The sequence below is a fragment of the Colwellia sp. MB02u-6 genome (assembly GCF_014077095.1).
Taxonomy (GTDB): Bacteria; Pseudomonadota; Gammaproteobacteria; order Enterobacterales; family Alteromonadaceae; genus Cognaticolwellia.
Genome location: NZ_JACGVG010000038.1, coordinates 284,369 through 300,330, shown reverse-complemented (window position 1 = coordinate 300,330; position 15,962 = coordinate 284,369). Strand labels below are relative to the sequence as shown.

Sequence of the window (15,962 nt, the reverse complement as noted above, 5' to 3'; positions counted from 1 at the left end):
GCTGTTCGCTTCGCTTTCATTTTAGACCACAATTTTTAGCCTATTAATGGGTCTATATGCCCTCGGAGGCTCAGTGGTAGAAGTATATCTTTTCGATTGGGGCGATACTTTAATGGTCGATTTCCCCAATGTATCTGGAAAAATGTGTGATTGGATTGCTGTTGAGTCAGTTGTCGGCGCTAAAGATACTTTAGAGTCATTGTCTAAACATGCTCAAATTTATATAGCTACTGGAGCTGAGGATTCAACTGAATTGGAAGTTAAGCTGGCTTTTGAACGTGTTGGTTTAAGTGCATTTATAACAGGCTATTTTTGTAAGGCTAATCTAGGTCTGGTGAAAGGATCTCCTGATTTTCTTAAAGCAATAATTTCAAAGTTAAATAAGCCCGTTGAGAATATTGCTATGGTTGGTGATAACTTTGAAAAAGATATTAAACCTGCTCTTGCTGTCGGTATAAATCCTATCTGGTTTACACCGAAGACGAATGAAGTTTTTTCTGAAAATATAAGAAAAATTAGCAAGTTGAGTGAGTTGTGCACATAAGCAATTCAACCGGACTAAAAACAGTGGGTTGTTCGCTTCGCTTTCATTTTAGACCACAATTTTTAGCCTATTAATGCTTAATGGGCCGTTATGTGTCATTCAAATATGGACGTTAAATCAAATGAAAGATGATCAATTTAAAGTTTGGGAATCAACGCGAACAAAAGGGAAATTAAATTTTGTGCTATTTACTGGTGTCTTATCATGGGGCTTACCAATGTTTATTTTTATAGCTTTTATGAATAAGCCTTTTTCTGATGGCTTCACATCGAAATCCGCCATTATTCATTATATAGTTTGGCCATTAGCTGGAGTATTGTTTGGTGTATTAACTTGGTTTATGTCGGAACGAAAGTATAAAAAAGAACTAGCCAGTCGAAGTATCACTTAGTATCAAGGTGCTTAAACGGATAGAGTTGAATGAATCCAGATTATACGAAATATACTCTTGTAGAGTTGTACGATGTTAAAGATAACATTGATAAAGAGTGTTATCCCAAACGATACGATTTATTATTAAATGAAATAAGAAAACGAGAAAACGAGAAAAAAATCCTGAGAATGAACCTAAACCTCGGAAACTTATTAATAAAAAAGATAAAGCTTACCTTAAAATTTTTTTAATGTTTCTTTGTATTCCTTTTTTTTCATGGCAATTAATTAATGCATATAAATATGGAGTAATTCATTCCAGAAATGATCATGTTTTGCATCTGAATTCAGACCCTATAGGGCTTTATGTGGTTGTTTTAATTCATGCTAGTTGTCTTGTGATAGCTTTGAGCTCTGTGTTTAAAGGCTTGAGCGCTAAGTAGTAGCTAAGAAATTAAACAGGGAAAAAAACAGTTGGCTATAATTTAGGCGTTCTACGTATGCTGTAGGAATCGAGGTTATATGAAAAAATTAAGTATATTTTTATTTTTATTTTTATCCATGCAATCATTGGCTAATGAAGCTCCTTTGGAGGACAGAATGAAAGTTCTTGATACAGAGCTTTTTGAATCTTTTAACAACTGTCAGAGCCCTGGAAAGTTAAAAAAATATGCTAGTTATTTCTCTCCTGATGTAGAGTTTTATCATGATAACGGTGGTGTTACTTGGGATCGGAAAAGTATGATCTCAAATACTAAAAAAAACGCATGCGGTAACTACACTCGTAAACTTGTAGCAGGTTCCTTCAAAGCCTATCCAATTAATCAGTTTGGTGCAATCACTGAAGGTGTTCACATTTTTTGTGAAACTAAAACTAAAAAATGCGAAGGAAAATCTGATTTTGTTATGGTTTGGCGTAATGTAAATAATAAATGGGAAATTACTCGAGCATTGAGTTATGGGCACCGTGAAAATAAATAAAATACGTATAACAAAATACAGCTGGCTTTTTGTTCACTACGATCACTAATATTAGCCAACTATATTATTGCACGTTAACAGGCGTTGAGTATTACATTTGAGCATTAATCTCCGACCACTAAATCAAAATGACGATAACTACTTGAAGGTTATCGATCTGTATAAGAAAGCGTTTACCACAGCTCAACGTATTCCCACCTGGATCCTTAAATTTAAACTGAGAAAAGGTAAGGTAGGCTTTAACGTTCTTTATGCAGATGATACTTGGATAGGTCTCATTTACACCACTGAGTTTAAAGATATTATATTGGTACACTTTTTAGCTATATCGGAATCTTTTCGCTCAGGTGGGTATGGCAGTAAAGTGATGGATTCAATGAAAGTTATGCACTCAGGAAAAAGAATTGTACTGAACATTGAGAAACTTGATAAGCAAGAAAAAAACTTCGAACAAAGGATCAAGCGTAAATCTTTTTATGAAAAAAACGGATTCAGTTCATCAGGTTATTTTGTGAAAGAACCAGGAGAAAAACTTGAGATGCTTATCTTTGGCGGCAGTATCAGTAAAGAAGAGATAGAAGCAATGTACAAGAATCTCTTTGGTAGCATTATTGGCTTCTTACTTAGACCTAAAATAATAAATACATGATGCATCCCTTTGTTGCCACCTACTCATAACAAGCGACCCAAGCAGGACAAAAAAACAACTGACTTTTGCTCCTGCATTGCTTATTTTAGCCAACAATTTTTTGCCTCTTAACGAGGCGCTATCGATACTGGTATCACATGTAATATTGTCTTCATTATAGTCTTTCTGGAAAATTACAAAAAATACCATCAATATTCAATTTTTCCATTTCGGCAATATCATCATAATCATTAACCGTATACACATAAACTTTTAAACCGTTGTTATGGGCGTGATTGACAAAGTCCTGATTAATAAAATCTAAACTTAAATTAATCGACTGCGCATTAAGTTCAACCGCACAATCGGAATAAGACAGTGGTATGCCGTCAAGCAAGGCACCAATAGGTATTTGGGGAGCTAGCTGTTTAAATTTATTTAATTCATGATGGTCGAATGAAGAGACCATAAAATCAAGCGCTGACCAAGCATGTTTTTTAATATATTTATCTATAACTTGATACGTTGCAATGGCTGTGTTTCTTCCCTTTAGCTCTATGTTTACCATCACTCTTTTATCAACAAAGTCTAAGACCTCTTCAAGTGTTGGGATAACTTCACCTTTACCCGCATCTAGTTGTCTTAATTCTGCAAAAGTTTTATCTTGGGTATAACCAACACCATTAGTTGTTCTGTCTACTTTATCGTCATGAATGACAACAAGCTCACCAGTCTTGCATACGTATACATCTAACTCTATCGCATCAACATTTAACTCTATTGCTTTTTTAAAAGACCTTATGGTGTTTTCTGGCTCATGTCCCATTGCACCACGATGTCCTATTTTTAGTGTTTTTTTAGCCAAGATTGATTCCTTTGTATTGTAGATATAATAATAGTTAACGGGTGCTAAAAGCTGCTGATTAATTTCAGACACCGCAATTTCTTGATTGGCCGTTAATGCCAATAAAGAAAATGCAGCGCTTGCTTATTTGAGGCTTACTTATGCTTACTTAGGATTGCTTAATGCTTTTTTCAGTGGCCCTAGATGTGATTCATAGTTGCGCCATTGTTCCAGACCACTTTGATAAATAGGTTGGCGCACCTGCTCAGAACTTGGTGTACGAACAGCACGTTTATTGGTGTGAAAATCAATACAGGCCTGTTCAAAAGGCAAGCCACAGTAGTCCAATATACGCCGAACTTGAGTGTCTAAATCAGCAACCACATCTTCATATTGTACCCGTAAAATTTTACCAGGTAATGCTTTGTCCCAGTGGTCCATTATTTCAACATAGTTGCGATAATAATTGCCAATATTCTCAAGATCATAGGAAAACTGTTGGCCTTCGCCAAATAATTGTTTATAACCGCTAAAACAACAAGATAAGGCGTCACGTCTGGCATCAATAATTTTAGCGTTAGGGAGGATCAGATTAATAAGAGCGATATGTCTAAAATTATTTGGCATCTTATCGATGAAGAAAATCGCTCCTTGGCGATGATGCTGAGTGTCTTCAATATAACGTTGGCCCATTTTAGTCAGCTCATCAGCTGATATCTCTTTTAGGATACTGGGATATCTGGGCTCATCCTGCTTGGCTTGTCGTCCATTCAAGCGGTGTGCTAACCCGATGATATTGGCCAATTCCATCGTGCCATCAACCTGTGAGTGTGACGCAAGAATTTGTTCTAAAAGTGTTGAACCCGCGCGTGGTAGTCCAACAATAAATATCGGATCAGGGGCAGAACAACCAGCTAGTTTATTACGTTCAAAAAAGGTGGCGTCAAAATTATTTTGCTGAAATTTAAACGATAATTCTAGAGATTTACTATCAAATTGGTCTTGTTCGCTTTTCAGCTTATTGCCGCGATGGTAAAAAAAGAAAGCTTCATCAAAGTGTCCGCTGTCCTCCAAGTCTTTACCTAGAGCAAAGCAGAAATGAATTTTATCATTTATCGCAGTTGTCGGGCTTGCTTCCTGATCCCGCATTTGCTGACGTTCATTGGCAGTAAATCGGTAAGTTTTTAAATTAGCCAAACTCCAGAACGCATCGCCAAAATCAGGTTTGATACTATAGCTTTTACGGTACGCTGTAATAGCGTCGTCAACACGGCCCATTGTTTTTAAAGCATGGCCTAGGGTTAGGTAGATTGAATTATTGGCGGCGTTGTTATGTAATACACTTTCAAAGGTGCTAATAGCCGCTTCAAAATCTCCGGTTGCTTGTTGCGCATTACCAAGACCAATTTTAAAATTTGAATTTTTTGGGTCTGAATCTAACAAAATTTTTGCTTGCTCAAGTGCCTTTTGAAATTTTTGTCGCTTATGCAAAACATGAACATAGTCCAAACGGGCCCTTTTATAGTTTGGTTCAAATTCAAGACAGCTGGCTAATAAGAATTCTGCGTCGTCAAGAATTTGAAACTTTGTCCCTAACTCAGCCAGTAAGCGCATAGCTTCTGGTTGATGCGGATTGTCTTTGAGAAAGTGACGACAGAGCCATTCTGCGCGATGTAATTGTTTTTGGTAAATTAGGCTGGAAACAGAAACCAATGCCGGTGGCAGGCTAGCGAGCCATTCAACACGCTTTTTAGCTTCTTCACGCATTGGATAGTCAGGTTCTGTAGCAAGTACACGCCAACTGCCAAACAATGCTGGGTTTAAGCTAACGGCTTTTTCAAAGGACGCTATCGCTTGGCTGGTGTTCGCCATTGCTTTGTGAATATAACCTTGCTCTTGGTGAGCTCTGCCGTGCTCAGGCATTTTTACTAGGATTTGATCAAGACTTGCCATGGCTTGGCTATGCTTTTTTTGTTTACGCTGACAAACGGCAAGACAATAAACACCTTCAATATGTCCTGGATTTTCCACCAGCATATCTTCAAGATTTGCAGATGCTTGGCTTAAGTGGCCTTTCTTAATCAAGAGTTGGCACTGTTTAATCACTTGATCAGGTTGAAGGTTTTTCAATTGATTTGGCAAAATAATCTCTCGGTAAATATCAAGATACAATTGATATTATCTATGAAGGTTCAGAATCTATAAAGGTCCAGAAAAAAATAGGTCGGCGTGATTAAACGCCGACCCTAGCCTATCTTAAAATACTTTAAAATAAGGTCAAATGCTAGTAATCATAGCTTAGTCTAAAGCCAATAGTACGAGGTCTTGTCGGTGAAACCCTGAAGACATTATCAGCTGAACCTGCGGCAACTTGTCCAAGAGAGTCGGTAGCATTGTCAATAAAGAACGTTGCTTTCCAGTCATCTTTGCCAATAGAGGCTGACAGGTTAACCTGAGTATAAGACGGTAACTCGACACGGTCAGCATCAACTAGACTATTAAAACGTGAGTCTGTCCACTTGAATACGCCTTGGAAAACAGCAGAAAAATCGCCGATTTCTTGATAGTAACGTCCGCCAATAACGCCTTCACTTTCTGGTGCATAAGGCAGGTTTGACCCTACAGGTGTGATATTCACTAGCGTATTTGGAATATCGGTCAATTCTGAATCGATATAGCTAAATGAGCCAAAAAGATCAACATTATCGGTCGCAGCCCAATTAAGTTCAGATTCAAGACCATTGATTTCAGACGATCCAACATTGTCAAAGAATGAGTTGTTGGCGATACTAAGATCTAGAACACCTTGCTGCATATCACTGAAGTCAACATTATATATAGCGCCGTTAAAACGCAATGTATTGTCAAGCCAAGCAGTTTTCCAGCCAAATTCAACACTGACGACAGTATCGGTATCAAAGGTCGCTGGAATGCCACCCGTGCCAGCTGAACGATTGAATCCACCGCCTCTAAAGCCTTCTGAATACGTGCCATAAAACATCGCGTCAGCATTCATTTTCCAGCGTATATTGGCTTTGTAAATAGTTCCTGATATCGTTGCAGGAGTCAAACCAGCCAGTCTTGAATCGACATTGGTTCCGGCATCAGCTTCTGGTCCAGATGCTCTTTGGCCAAAAGGCGATTGTCCCATTAAACCCATTTCAATCTCGTAGTGGCGAGCACCTACGGTTACGGTGACATCGTCAGTAACATCGTAAGCAAGTTCACCAAATACCGATAGCTCTTCACGATCTGTTTGGTAATCATTGAAGTAGGTTACGCCAGGAGGTCGAGCACTACCATCTGTATTAGTAAAAGCGCCCGGTATCGGAAAGTTTGGTGAGAAACCTGCAGCAATAGACCCAGCATAGTTGAAGTCGGTTAAGGTGTTAAGTTGCTGATCATCATAGAAAACACCACCAATCGCTCGAAAACGATCTTCAGCATTGGTTGCAACACGAATTTCGTGCACAACACGCTCTGTTTCGAATTGCTCAGAAGTCGTCATCACAGGACTAAAACATTCATCATAACCTGGGTAACTACAAGTGTAGTAAGGCACATATGGGCCTATTTCAATATAAGCCGTATAATCAGTATTACCTTGGAACGTTCGGCTGGTGAACGAGCCGTTATAGATAACTTCAAGTCCGCCAAGCATACCATTTAGCGTCCATTGTGTGAGGTCGACCTGATCATCACCTTCAGTGGGAGAGAAAGTCGAAGCATTTAAGTCATCTTCAGTACTAATAGCCGGGTCGTATTCAAAAGAGCCTTCAGTATCAAGCTGTTGGTTTGTGTGTTGTATTAACAAATCCCAATCGTTATTGATTTGCCATAATGCACTGACTCTCATGCCTCTATGTGTCGCTTCATTGTAATCATCTTTTGCAAGCGTGGCGTTACTTACAGCCTGACGAGATGAAGGAACGCTGCCACCTAATCCTGGATTAGTCAATGGTAATTGAGTCGTGCTAAGGGCGTTATCAATAAAGCCAGCATCAGTAGAATTATAAGCCGCAATTCGTATTGCAAATGTATCGTCTACAATAGGGATATTAAGATAGCCCTCAGTTTTATTACTGATACCACCGCTCTTAGTAGATGACATACCTACCTCACCACCTGCCCTGAATTCGTCCAATACCGGTTTATTGGTAATAAGACGTACAGTACCTGCCTGTGAACTAGCGCCAAATAATGTACCTTGAGGACCTTTTAAAACTTCAATGCGTTGTAGATCAACTGCATATAAGTCTATATTACGACCGGGCGTGGTAATTGGTGCTTCGTCGAGATAAAAGGCAACACTTGGCTCACCGCCAATGCCAGCAAGTCTGACATCAGAACGACCCGCGGATACACCACGGATATATGTTTCTTGTTTACCGGGCGCTTGACCTTCAGAGCTAACACCTGGTAGCAACGCGATGTAGTCTTCAAAGCTATCAATGCCTAGTTCTTGAAGTTTTGCACCACTCATCGCCTGTACAGCGAGCGGTACAGTTTGTTGGTTCTCTGCTCTTCGAGTTGAAGTAACAACTATAGTTTCGATCTGACGTTCAGTCTCAACTTTTTTGTCTTCTACTTTACTCTTTTCTTGAGCTTGTACTGTGCCATTGCTCAATGCCAGAGCGATCGCCATAGTTAAGGCTGTTTTAACGGGTCGGTTTATTTGATACATGTATATCCTAGTTGATTATCTTCGTTGATTATCTTCCTGCGACTTAGCCAATTTTAATTGCTACTAAGTAAATTAATATCTTAATTTTGAAGCAAAGCGCTTATCAACAGCGACATCCTTTTGCCTCTTAGCGACAAACCGTTAAAAATAATTAGAAAACGGCTGTAGCCTAGAAATTATCTGTTTTATAACTTCATTATTTAATATGGCAGAAATTTTGCCGCTATAGCATACTACAATATTTTAAAGATTACTGGATATAGGGGGAATAAACAGTAATCTTCGGTGAAAAAGCTCTATTTAAAAGAAGTTGTTTTTGAACCACCCGCCAACATTACTTAGGTGGGTGGCGATAAAATTTTTATAAACATTAATAAAATCACGTGATTAGGACTTAATTAACACTTCCCCTGACTTTGCCGCTTTATATTCTGCATGCATAAATGCCCAAACAGATATAATACCAACTGCTGAAATCAATATAAGCATATTCATAAAACTGGACCAACCGCCCGCACTATCTGCCAATCTTCCACCAATAAAAGCAAATGTTGCACTGGCCGCAAAGCCAAAAGCATCAATAAAACTCACCAGTTTTGCACTATGGGGGCCACCATATTCGATGGAAAATATTGACATAGGTAGGTAATAAGCGGGAGAGATTGAAAACGCGAATAAGAAAATTGCACTCAAAGCTACTATGTAGTTCACCTCAACACTGAGATTAAACCAAGATAAATATTTCAAGGTCAGTACACTTAATAAACTCAGCGTCATCGCTATAGTTAATACTGTCCGGATGCCCTTTTTTGAAAAACGGTCGTAAAATGCGATCGACGCTAACAGTCCAGCTAAAGAACCGACGGGAAATATAGTAGAAGCCATTGCTGCCTGTGAGGGGGATAATTGGTAAGTTTCCATAAGATAAACCGCAACAAAGTCTAAAAACGCCATCATACAAGTAAGCATCATTAGCATGAGCACGACCAACCAAACTCTAGGGCTTTTAACAAATGCCAGCATACCCGCCAGCATACTTGTGCCTTGAAGTGGGTGATTGTATTTGTTATCAATCGCCTGTTTTGATGCTTTCGCCAACTCTATACCTTCGGCACTGGTGTCGCTATGATCACCTTCATTTTCTCTAAAGAAATTTGGGTTTTCGGGTTTTTCTTTCAGGAAAAAATAACAACCAATAAATATAACTAATGCAAAAGCCGCAGCGATGAAGGCTACTGAGCGCCAATGCATAAAGCTCAACAACCAACCAAAAAATAACGTCGCTAGCACAACACTAAATCTAGAACTGGTAGAGATAATACTCCACACCCGTCCGTAATGATGGGGGTGATACCATTCTCCAACCAGTTTAGTCATACCTGGCCAGCCGGAAGACTTTGTACAGTAAAGCAAAAATGAAAAAACAGTAAAAGCCATTATATTAGGCGAAAGTCCAAAGGCGATAACAAACAGCGCGGTAAGGAAAATTCCAATTAAAAAAGTAAAGCGCCCACCAATTACATCAGCAAGAGGCCCCCAGATGAGTTTACCCACCAGTGCACCTAGGGTGCCATAAGCCGCAAAGTCTCCAATATTTGTTTTTGTTAAGCCTAAGGTATCATCGGCAAGCATGGCAGGGCTTAGAATAGTAATCATTTGACGACAGATCATCATGGCGGCATAACCAAGATACATGGCGATAATAATATTTAATTGCTTTGGGGGTCGGATAGACATAATTTCTCTGTGAACTGTTGCAATATAGTTGACGGGGCTGCTATAAAACTAGGGTTCAATTGGGGGTTAATTGTTATTATTATTGTTTAGACGAGACTATGTTGCTCAGTAGCTTACGTCAAATTAACGCATAAACAGTCAGCATTAGATGATACTAGACTTAAGTAAAATAAGGAAATTTCTGTCAGTACTATTTCTATTAGCCAGGTTTTAGTAAAAAATCTTAAATTTTTAGTCTCGATAATGTTAAAAGTATTATTATCGGTAGTGATAAATTAAAATTGCGTAAACAAAAATAGCGGTTAACTTTTTATTTACGTGTGTTGGAGGTAGCATTAAAGGCTTGTGCTGATAGTCATGATAAAGTATGTGTGAGTTTATGCGTGATGAACTTATGCGTGGTAAATTTAAACAAAGGTTTAAGACGTTAAAAGCATAAAAATTTTCAGACAATCTCAATATTAATACAAAAAATAAAATCTAGTCAGTGACTATTATAGAGAGGTAGTTAAAAATTTATATGTACCATATTGGCAAGGCTTTGATTGTATTGGGGGAGATTTTAATTGCTATAGAAGTTCTTTAATTTACTCAACAGAACATAAAGTAAAAGTATGGTACCCGAGGCCGGACTTGAACCGGCACACTCTTACGAGCGAGGGATTTTAAATCCCTTGTGTCTACCAATTCCACCACTCGGGCAACGAGAGTATTTTTTATAGTAGAGATTGGGACCCTACTTTGACAGTAATAACTGTCATATTTGGAGCGGCTGACGAGACTCGAACTCGTGACATTCACGTTGGCAACGTGATGCTCTACCAGCTGAGCTACAGCCGCTTCGAATTTTTACAATACATCTAACTGATATTAATCAGTAATGGTACCCGAGGCCGGACTTGAACCGGCACACTCTTACAAGCGAGGGATTTTAAATCCCTTGTGTCTACCAATTCCACCACTCGGGCAACGAGAGTATTTTTTATAGTAGAGATTGGGACCCTACTTTGACAGAAAAACTGTCATATTTGGAGCGGCTGACGAGACTCGAACTCGTGACATTCACGTTGGCAACGTGATGCTCTACCAGCTGAGCTACAGCCGCCTCATGGTCTCAATTTATAACTAGCAAATATATAACTAGCAAAATAAGACTTTTAACCTGTTTAAAATTTGGAGCGGCTGACGAGACTCGAACTCGTGACATTCACGTTGGCAACGTGATGCTCTACCAGCTGAGCTACAGCCGCTTCATTATTTTAAACTTACCCATACATACGCCAATATGTATTAATCCTTACTGCACCAATGAAATGGTACCCGAGGCCGGACTTGAACCGGCACACTCTTACAAGCGAGGGATTTTAAATCCCTTGTGTCTACCAATTCCACCACTCGGGCAATGTGGAGGCGGGTCCCGGAGTCGAACCGAGGTACACGGATTTGCAATCCGCTGCATAGCCACTCTGCCAACCCGCCACTTACATCAAATACTACTTTCATTTACTACCCTAAGGTAGTCTTCCCTATATCTTTCTCTTAAGAGAAATTGGAGCGGCTGACGAGACTCGAACTCGTGACATTCACGTTGGCAACGTGATGCTCTACCAGCTGAGCTACAGCCGCTTCATGTGCTGACTCCCTGTCAACTGGAAACGCATTCTACATTGAAAAATTTATGAGTCAACCCTTTAATATCAATTTTATTTTGACTGCTCAAAAAGCGACTAATGTGGTGTTTTTTTAACTAAAAACAAGCTATTTAACACTAATTAACCTTAGTTAACTCTGGCCAGGCCGCTTTGAAATAAATCACCATAGACCAAAAAGTAAGCACGGTGGCAATGGCATAAAAACTAAAAGCGGCAAAAAGTAATATTTCATGCGGAAATTCAAACAAAATTAATGGGATATCATAAGTTGGATACCAAATTAATCCCATAATACCTAACATTTGTGTGGCCGTTTTATATTTACCCATTTGTGAAACAGCGATTATTTCTCTTTTACCTCGTGAAGACATGAATTCACGTAAGGCGCTAATAAATATTTCGCGCGCGATCATTAATATCGCTGATATTGATATCCACCAAACTTGAAGGTCTTGAATCAAAATTACCAGCGCAGCAACCACCATTAACTTGTCAGCAACGGGATCAATAAAAGCACCAAAGGCAGACGACTGATTAAGTTTTCTTGCTAAATAACCATCAAGCGCGTCACTCACAGCGGCAAACCAAAAGACGACAAAGGCACCAAAATGATTCCACGACACCGGCAAATAAAACACCACGATAAAAACCGGGATTAAAACAATTCTAAATAAAGTAATTTGGTTGGGGATTGTCCACATAATATGTCTTATATTCTTATCGTTAACTAATTAAAATTACATCGAGGTAAAAGACATTTTACACAGATTGTGAGTTAATTGTCATGCAAGGCGTCATAAATATTTTCTGCCAATACTTTACTGATACCCGGCACTTTTTCTAGCGCGGTTCTGTCTGCCTTTAATACTTCTTGTAAGCCACCTAAATATTGTAAAAGTACTTGTCTTTTCTTAGCCCCTATTCCTGGAATATCTTCTAATGTAGATTTTTTACTGGCTTTTTGTCGTTTTGCTCTGTGTCCCGTGATGGCAAACCGATGCGACTCATCTCGTATATGTTGTACAAGGTGCAGTGCCGGTGACGTGGCAGGTAACGATATGAGTTGATGACTGCCAGCTAATATTAAGGTTTCTAGCCCCGGCTTTCTTGACTCACCCTTCGCAACCCCAACCAATAGCGGGGTTTTTACTTTATCTACGCCGGCAAAAAACTCTTCAGCTTTTGCTAACTGCCCTTTACCGCCATCGATAAAAATAATGTCTGGCATTTTTTCTTCACTGGTGACTTTGCTATAGCGTTTGTCTAAAGCAAATGCCATGGCGGCATAGTCATCACCTGGCGTAATGCCATATACGTTGTAGCGTCGATAGTCACTTTTTAGCGGCCCTTCTTGATTAAACACCACATTTGACGCAACGGTTTGTTGTCCCATAGTATGGCTAATATCAAAACATTCAATTCGTGATATGCCATTGGTTAGTTCAAACACTTCATTTAATGCGACAAATCTTGCCTGCATTGATTCTTTATGGGAGTTTCTTGTCATTAAAGCCGTTGCAGCATTAGTGCAAGCTAATTTAAGGTATTGCGCGCGCTCAGTGCGAACATTATGTGATATTTTTACTTCATGCTCTGCTTGGGCGCTAATAACCTGAACGATGTCTTGCTGGTTATCAATAGCCTCAGGGATAATAATTTCTTTTGGGATAGCACCTAAGTTAAGTTCATTACCAATATAATGTTGGCTAATAAAAGCAGCCATTATTTCGGCATCACTAGTATCGACTGGCACTGTTGGAAAATAACTTTTACTACCTAATATTTTATGCTCTCGAACAAATAATAAGTGAATACAAGCTTGAGACTTATGACGATGAAGCCCAATAACATCCATTTCCGCGGCAGAGCCACTGACAAACTGTTGCTGCTGAACTTTTCTTAAGGTCGCAATTTGATCTCGGTATTTTGCCGCGTGTTCAAAATTGAGCGCTTTGCTGGCGTTTTCCATATTCTCTACTAGGTGTTTAATCACAATCGAACTTTTGCCTTTGAGAAACAATTTGGCTAACTGCACTTGCTTTTGATAATCCGTTGGCGATATTTTATCTACACAAGGTGCTGAACATCGGCCTAATTGGTGCTGTAAACATGGTCGACTTCGGGCCCGATAATAGCTATCTTCACACTGTCTTAGTGGGAAAATCTTTTGCATTAAGCGCAAACTTTCCCAGACAGCACCTACCGTTGGATATGGCCCAAAGTAATCACCTTTAACTTTTTTTCCACCACGGTGTAAACCTAATTTTGGATGTTTGTGATCGGTAATCAGTAAGTAGGGATAGGTTTTATCGTCGCGCAGTAAGATATTATATTTTGGTTGATACTTTTTAATATAATTGTTTTCGAGGATCAGCGCTTCGCCTTCCGTGTGTGTTACGGTCACGTCAATAGCAGAGATTTGTTTAACCAGTGCGCGAGTTTTATTACTGCCAACATCTTTGCGAAAATAACTCGCTAAACGTTTTTTTAGTTGCTTAGCTTTACCAACATAAATTACCGTTTGGGCTATGTTATACATGCGATAAACGCCAGCTTGTTCAGAAACTGCCGCTAGAAAGGCTTTGTGATCAAATGAGGTTTCAGCATTTGATAAAATTTTATCAGACAATGCTATAGCACTTCAGTTTTTAACATACCATGGCGAATAGCCAAATGCGTTAGCTCAACGTCATTACCGACATTAAGCTTATCAAACATACGATAGCGGTAGCTATTAATGGTTTTAGTACTTAGCACTAATTGTTGTGAGATATCAGGTACTTTTTCGCCACGCGTGATCATTAACATGATTTGTAATTCACGTTCAGACAAACTACTGAACGGATTTTCATCTGGGGATTTGAATTGGCTTAACGCCATCTGCTGGGCAATCTCTGGTGTTATATAACGTTGGCCGCTATTAACAGCACGAATCGCATTAATCATTTCATCAGGACCGGCACCTTTCGTTAAATAACCTGCCGCACCAATCTGCATAACTTTTGTCGGAATGGGGTCATTGCAATAAACAGTTAAAACAATAACTTTTACATCAGGTGCATAACGAATAATTTTTTTTGTTGCCTCTAAGCCGCCAATGCCTGGCATGTTCATGTCCATAAGGACAACATTAGGCTCGACTTTACGGCAAAATTGTACCGCTTCCTCACCTGTTTTAGCTTCACCGATCACCTTAAGTCCTTTAACTTCGTCTAGGATTTTTCGTATTCCAGTACGAACCAACTCATGGTCATCAACTAACAAAACATTTATCAACGTAAAATTACCTTATTATCACTTTATAAAAAGCAGCAGAATTAATAAAAATAATATAGCGAATTGGTCTCTAACACAATATAAATTCTTGCTTTTTCTTTAATTCATTTCCTTAATCAAGGTCGTTTAAGCCATGATTACAGCTCGTTTTTATTTAGCCAGTTATTTAACAAGTTAATTTGGCCATTTTTATATGCCGCATAAGTTAAACGTACGGCATTACTTAAAATGATACTGTCATTCCATTTTGTTTGCTCAGCAATCAGTTCGTAACACTTTTGCGCTTCTGGTGTCAGATAACCCCGCATTTCTTTTTTACCGCTAACTTTTTGCCGTTCACGATAACGTTTTTGTTTTTCCGCATTAGTTAATATTTTCTTTTTTATATTCATCAATAGCTTACCTATTAAAATTTTAAAACCTTAGTTGTTATGTATAACCGATTTTTACAAAATATTTTGAATTTTTTAAGTCATATATAAATTTATTTAACTGTTCAGAGTTGTTTAGCGTACAAGTGTTAGCTAAAGTAAGGTCTTTGAAATTATTAATAAACGTAAGTGATGACATGGAACAACAAAATTCGTTCTCAAAAGAAGACCTAGTAAAAGCAGGTACTGGTGAAATGTTTGGCCCTGGCAACAGCCAGTTACCATCTGACAATATGTTAATGATGGATAGAATTGTTAGCATTAATGATGACGGCGGCGAACATGGCAAAGGCGAAATTATCGCTGAATTAGACATAAATCCAGATCTTTGGTTTTTTGATTGTCATTTCAAAGGTGACCCTGTTATGCCGGGTTGCCTAGGCTTAGATGCGATGTGGCAATTAACAGGTTTTTTCTTAGCGTGGTCAGGTGGTCCAGGTCATGGTAGAGCTTTAGGTGTAGGTGAAGTTAAATTTACTGGCCAAATTTTGCCCACCGCAAAAAAAGTCACTTATAAAATCACCTTAAAACGCGTTATTAAGCGTAAATTATTTATGGGTATTGCTGACGGTACGGTTTCTGTCGATGGTCGTGTGATCTACACAGCGAAAGATTTAAAAGTGGGCTTGTTTACCGATACCACTAAATTTTAATCATTATTTAACGTAAGTGGTAATCAGTAACATTGTCGCGTTCACATTCGTGTGAACGCGACATCCCCCTCTTCATGAAAATAAAAAGCCAGCAATTAAGCTGGCTTTGGTTTATCTAATATTGTCAATACACTTAGATCTTGCCCAAAACTCACTACCC

The 15,962-nt window shown here is 38.8% G+C and carries 13 protein-coding genes and 8 tRNA genes; 5 read left to right on the top strand and 16 right to left on the bottom strand.

All coding sequences use genetic code 11. The features are described 5' to 3' along the window. Positions 1 to 73 precede the first annotated feature (73 nt). The 4 genes from H4J46_RS16240 to H4J46_RS16225 all read left to right on the top strand — a co-directional run bounded on the left by H4J46_RS16240 (position 74) and on the right by H4J46_RS16225 (position 2,546). The gene (locus H4J46_RS16240) at positions 74 to 544 is read left to right on the top strand and encodes an HAD family hydrolase (RefSeq protein ID WP_182234652.1); all 471 of its coding nucleotides are present in this window, start codon (positions 74 to 76) and stop codon (positions 542 to 544) included. 121 nt (positions 545 to 665) lie between these two features. After that, entirely contained in the window at positions 666 to 935 is a 270-nt protein-coding gene (locus H4J46_RS16235) for a hypothetical protein (RefSeq protein WP_259365912.1), read from the top strand. A gap of 503 nt (positions 936 to 1,438) precedes the next feature. Then, complete coding sequence (locus tag H4J46_RS16230; protein WP_182234648.1) at positions 1,439 to 1,897, top strand: nuclear transport factor 2 family protein; 459 nt, start codon at positions 1,439 to 1,441, stop codon at positions 1,895 to 1,897. Between the two features lie 142 nt (positions 1,898 to 2,039). After that, positions 2,040 to 2,546: a GNAT family N-acetyltransferase gene (locus H4J46_RS16225; RefSeq protein ID WP_259365911.1), complete on the top strand. Its 507-nt coding sequence runs from the start codon at positions 2,040 to 2,042 to the stop codon at positions 2,544 to 2,546. A 154-nt stretch (positions 2,547 to 2,700) separates the two neighbouring features. Here H4J46_RS16225 and H4J46_RS16220 read toward each other — a convergent pair whose 3' ends face one another. The 16 genes from H4J46_RS16220 to H4J46_RS16145 all read right to left on the bottom strand — a co-directional run bounded on the left by H4J46_RS16220 (position 2,701) and on the right by H4J46_RS16145 (position 15,110). Next, entirely contained in the window at positions 2,701 to 3,390 is a 690-nt protein-coding gene (locus H4J46_RS16220) for a glycerophosphodiester phosphodiesterase family protein (RefSeq protein WP_220463052.1), read from the bottom strand. A 144-nt stretch (positions 3,391 to 3,534) separates the two neighbouring features. Then, positions 3,535 to 5,511 carry a tetratricopeptide repeat-containing sulfotransferase family protein gene (locus H4J46_RS16215; protein WP_182234644.1) on the bottom strand — a complete coding sequence of 659 codons (1,977 nt, stop codon included), beginning with the start codon at positions 5,509 to 5,511 and terminating at the stop codon, positions 3,535 to 3,537. A 142-nt stretch (positions 5,512 to 5,653) separates the two neighbouring features. Then, positions 5,654 to 8,053, bottom strand: coding sequence for a TonB-dependent receptor (locus H4J46_RS16210; protein ID WP_182234642.1), 2,400 nt, complete (start codon positions 8,051 to 8,053; stop codon positions 5,654 to 5,656). A gap of 387 nt (positions 8,054 to 8,440) precedes the next feature. Then, positions 8,441 to 9,790 (bottom strand): MFS transporter, encoded by a 1,350-nt coding sequence (locus H4J46_RS16205; protein WP_182234641.1) that lies wholly within the window; start codon positions 9,788 to 9,790, stop codon positions 8,441 to 8,443. 615 nt (positions 9,791 to 10,405) lie between these two features. Then, positions 10,406 to 10,492 (bottom strand) — tRNA-Leu (locus H4J46_RS16200). A gap of 62 nt (positions 10,493 to 10,554) precedes the next feature. Continuing rightward, positions 10,555 to 10,630: transfer RNA gene (locus tag H4J46_RS16195), tRNA-Gly, on the bottom strand. Between the two features lie 41 nt (positions 10,631 to 10,671). Beyond that, positions 10,672 to 10,758, bottom strand: a tRNA-Leu gene (locus tag H4J46_RS16190). 61 nt (positions 10,759 to 10,819) lie between these two features. Next, positions 10,820 to 10,895: transfer RNA gene (locus tag H4J46_RS16185), tRNA-Gly, on the bottom strand. Positions 10,896 to 10,964: 69 nt separating this feature from the next. Next, positions 10,965 to 11,040: transfer RNA gene (locus H4J46_RS16180), tRNA-Gly, on the bottom strand. A 64-nt stretch (positions 11,041 to 11,104) separates the two neighbouring features. Beyond that, positions 11,105 to 11,191, bottom strand: a tRNA-Leu gene (locus tag H4J46_RS16175). A gap of 4 nt (positions 11,192 to 11,195) precedes the next feature. Beyond that, positions 11,196 to 11,269 (bottom strand) — tRNA-Cys (locus tag H4J46_RS16170). Between the two features lie 71 nt (positions 11,270 to 11,340). Then, positions 11,341 to 11,416, bottom strand: a tRNA-Gly gene (locus tag H4J46_RS16165). A gap of 142 nt (positions 11,417 to 11,558) precedes the next feature. Next, complete coding sequence (pgsA, locus tag H4J46_RS16160) at positions 11,559 to 12,143, bottom strand: CDP-diacylglycerol--glycerol-3-phosphate 3-phosphatidyltransferase (protein WP_182234639.1); 585 nt, start codon at positions 12,141 to 12,143, stop codon at positions 11,559 to 11,561. A 74-nt stretch (positions 12,144 to 12,217) separates the two neighbouring features. After that, positions 12,218 to 14,071, bottom strand: a complete 1,854-nt coding sequence (uvrC, locus tag H4J46_RS16155; protein ID WP_259365910.1) for an excinuclease ABC subunit UvrC — start codon at positions 14,069 to 14,071, stop codon at positions 12,218 to 12,220. A 2-nt stretch (positions 14,072 to 14,073) separates the two neighbouring features. Then, the gene (uvrY, locus tag H4J46_RS16150; RefSeq protein WP_182234637.1) at positions 14,074 to 14,718 is read right to left on the bottom strand and encodes a UvrY/SirA/GacA family response regulator transcription factor; all 645 of its coding nucleotides are present in this window, start codon (positions 14,716 to 14,718) and stop codon (positions 14,074 to 14,076) included. Between the two features lie 137 nt (positions 14,719 to 14,855). Then, positions 14,856 to 15,110: a hypothetical protein gene (locus H4J46_RS16145; protein ID WP_182234635.1), complete on the bottom strand. Its 255-nt coding sequence runs from the start codon at positions 15,108 to 15,110 to the stop codon at positions 14,856 to 14,858. Between the two features lie 176 nt (positions 15,111 to 15,286). Here H4J46_RS16145 and fabA point away from each other — a divergent pair, with 176 nt between their 5' ends. After that, complete coding sequence (gene fabA / locus H4J46_RS16140; RefSeq protein WP_182137993.1) at positions 15,287 to 15,802, top strand: 3-hydroxyacyl-[acyl-carrier-protein] dehydratase FabA; 516 nt, start codon at positions 15,287 to 15,289, stop codon at positions 15,800 to 15,802. Positions 15,803 to 15,962: the final 160 nt, after the last annotated feature.

Excerpts from the sequence above, each read along its gene's own strand:
- pgsA (WP_182234639.1), bottom strand. The coding sequence starts at position 12,143 with ATGTGGACAATCCCCAACCAAATTACTTTATTTAGAATTGTTTTAATC.
- H4J46_RS16210 (WP_182234642.1), bottom strand. The coding sequence starts at position 8,053 with ATGTATCAAATAAACCGACCCGTTAAAACAGCCTTAACTATGGCGATC.
- H4J46_RS16145 (WP_182234635.1), bottom strand. The coding sequence starts at position 15,110 with ATGAATATAAAAAAGAAAATATTAACTAATGCGGAAAAACAAAAACGT.
- H4J46_RS16205 (WP_182234641.1), bottom strand. The coding sequence starts at position 9,790 with ATGTCTATCCGACCCCCAAAGCAATTAAATATTATTATCGCCATGTAT.
- H4J46_RS16230 (WP_182234648.1), top strand. The coding sequence starts at position 1,439 with ATGAAAAAATTAAGTATATTTTTATTTTTATTTTTATCCATGCAATCA.
- fabA (WP_182137993.1), top strand. The coding sequence starts at position 15,287 with ATGGAACAACAAAATTCGTTCTCAAAAGAAGACCTAGTAAAAGCAGGT.
- H4J46_RS16235 (WP_259365912.1), top strand. The coding sequence starts at position 666 with ATGAAAGATGATCAATTTAAAGTTTGGGAATCAACGCGAACAAAAGGG.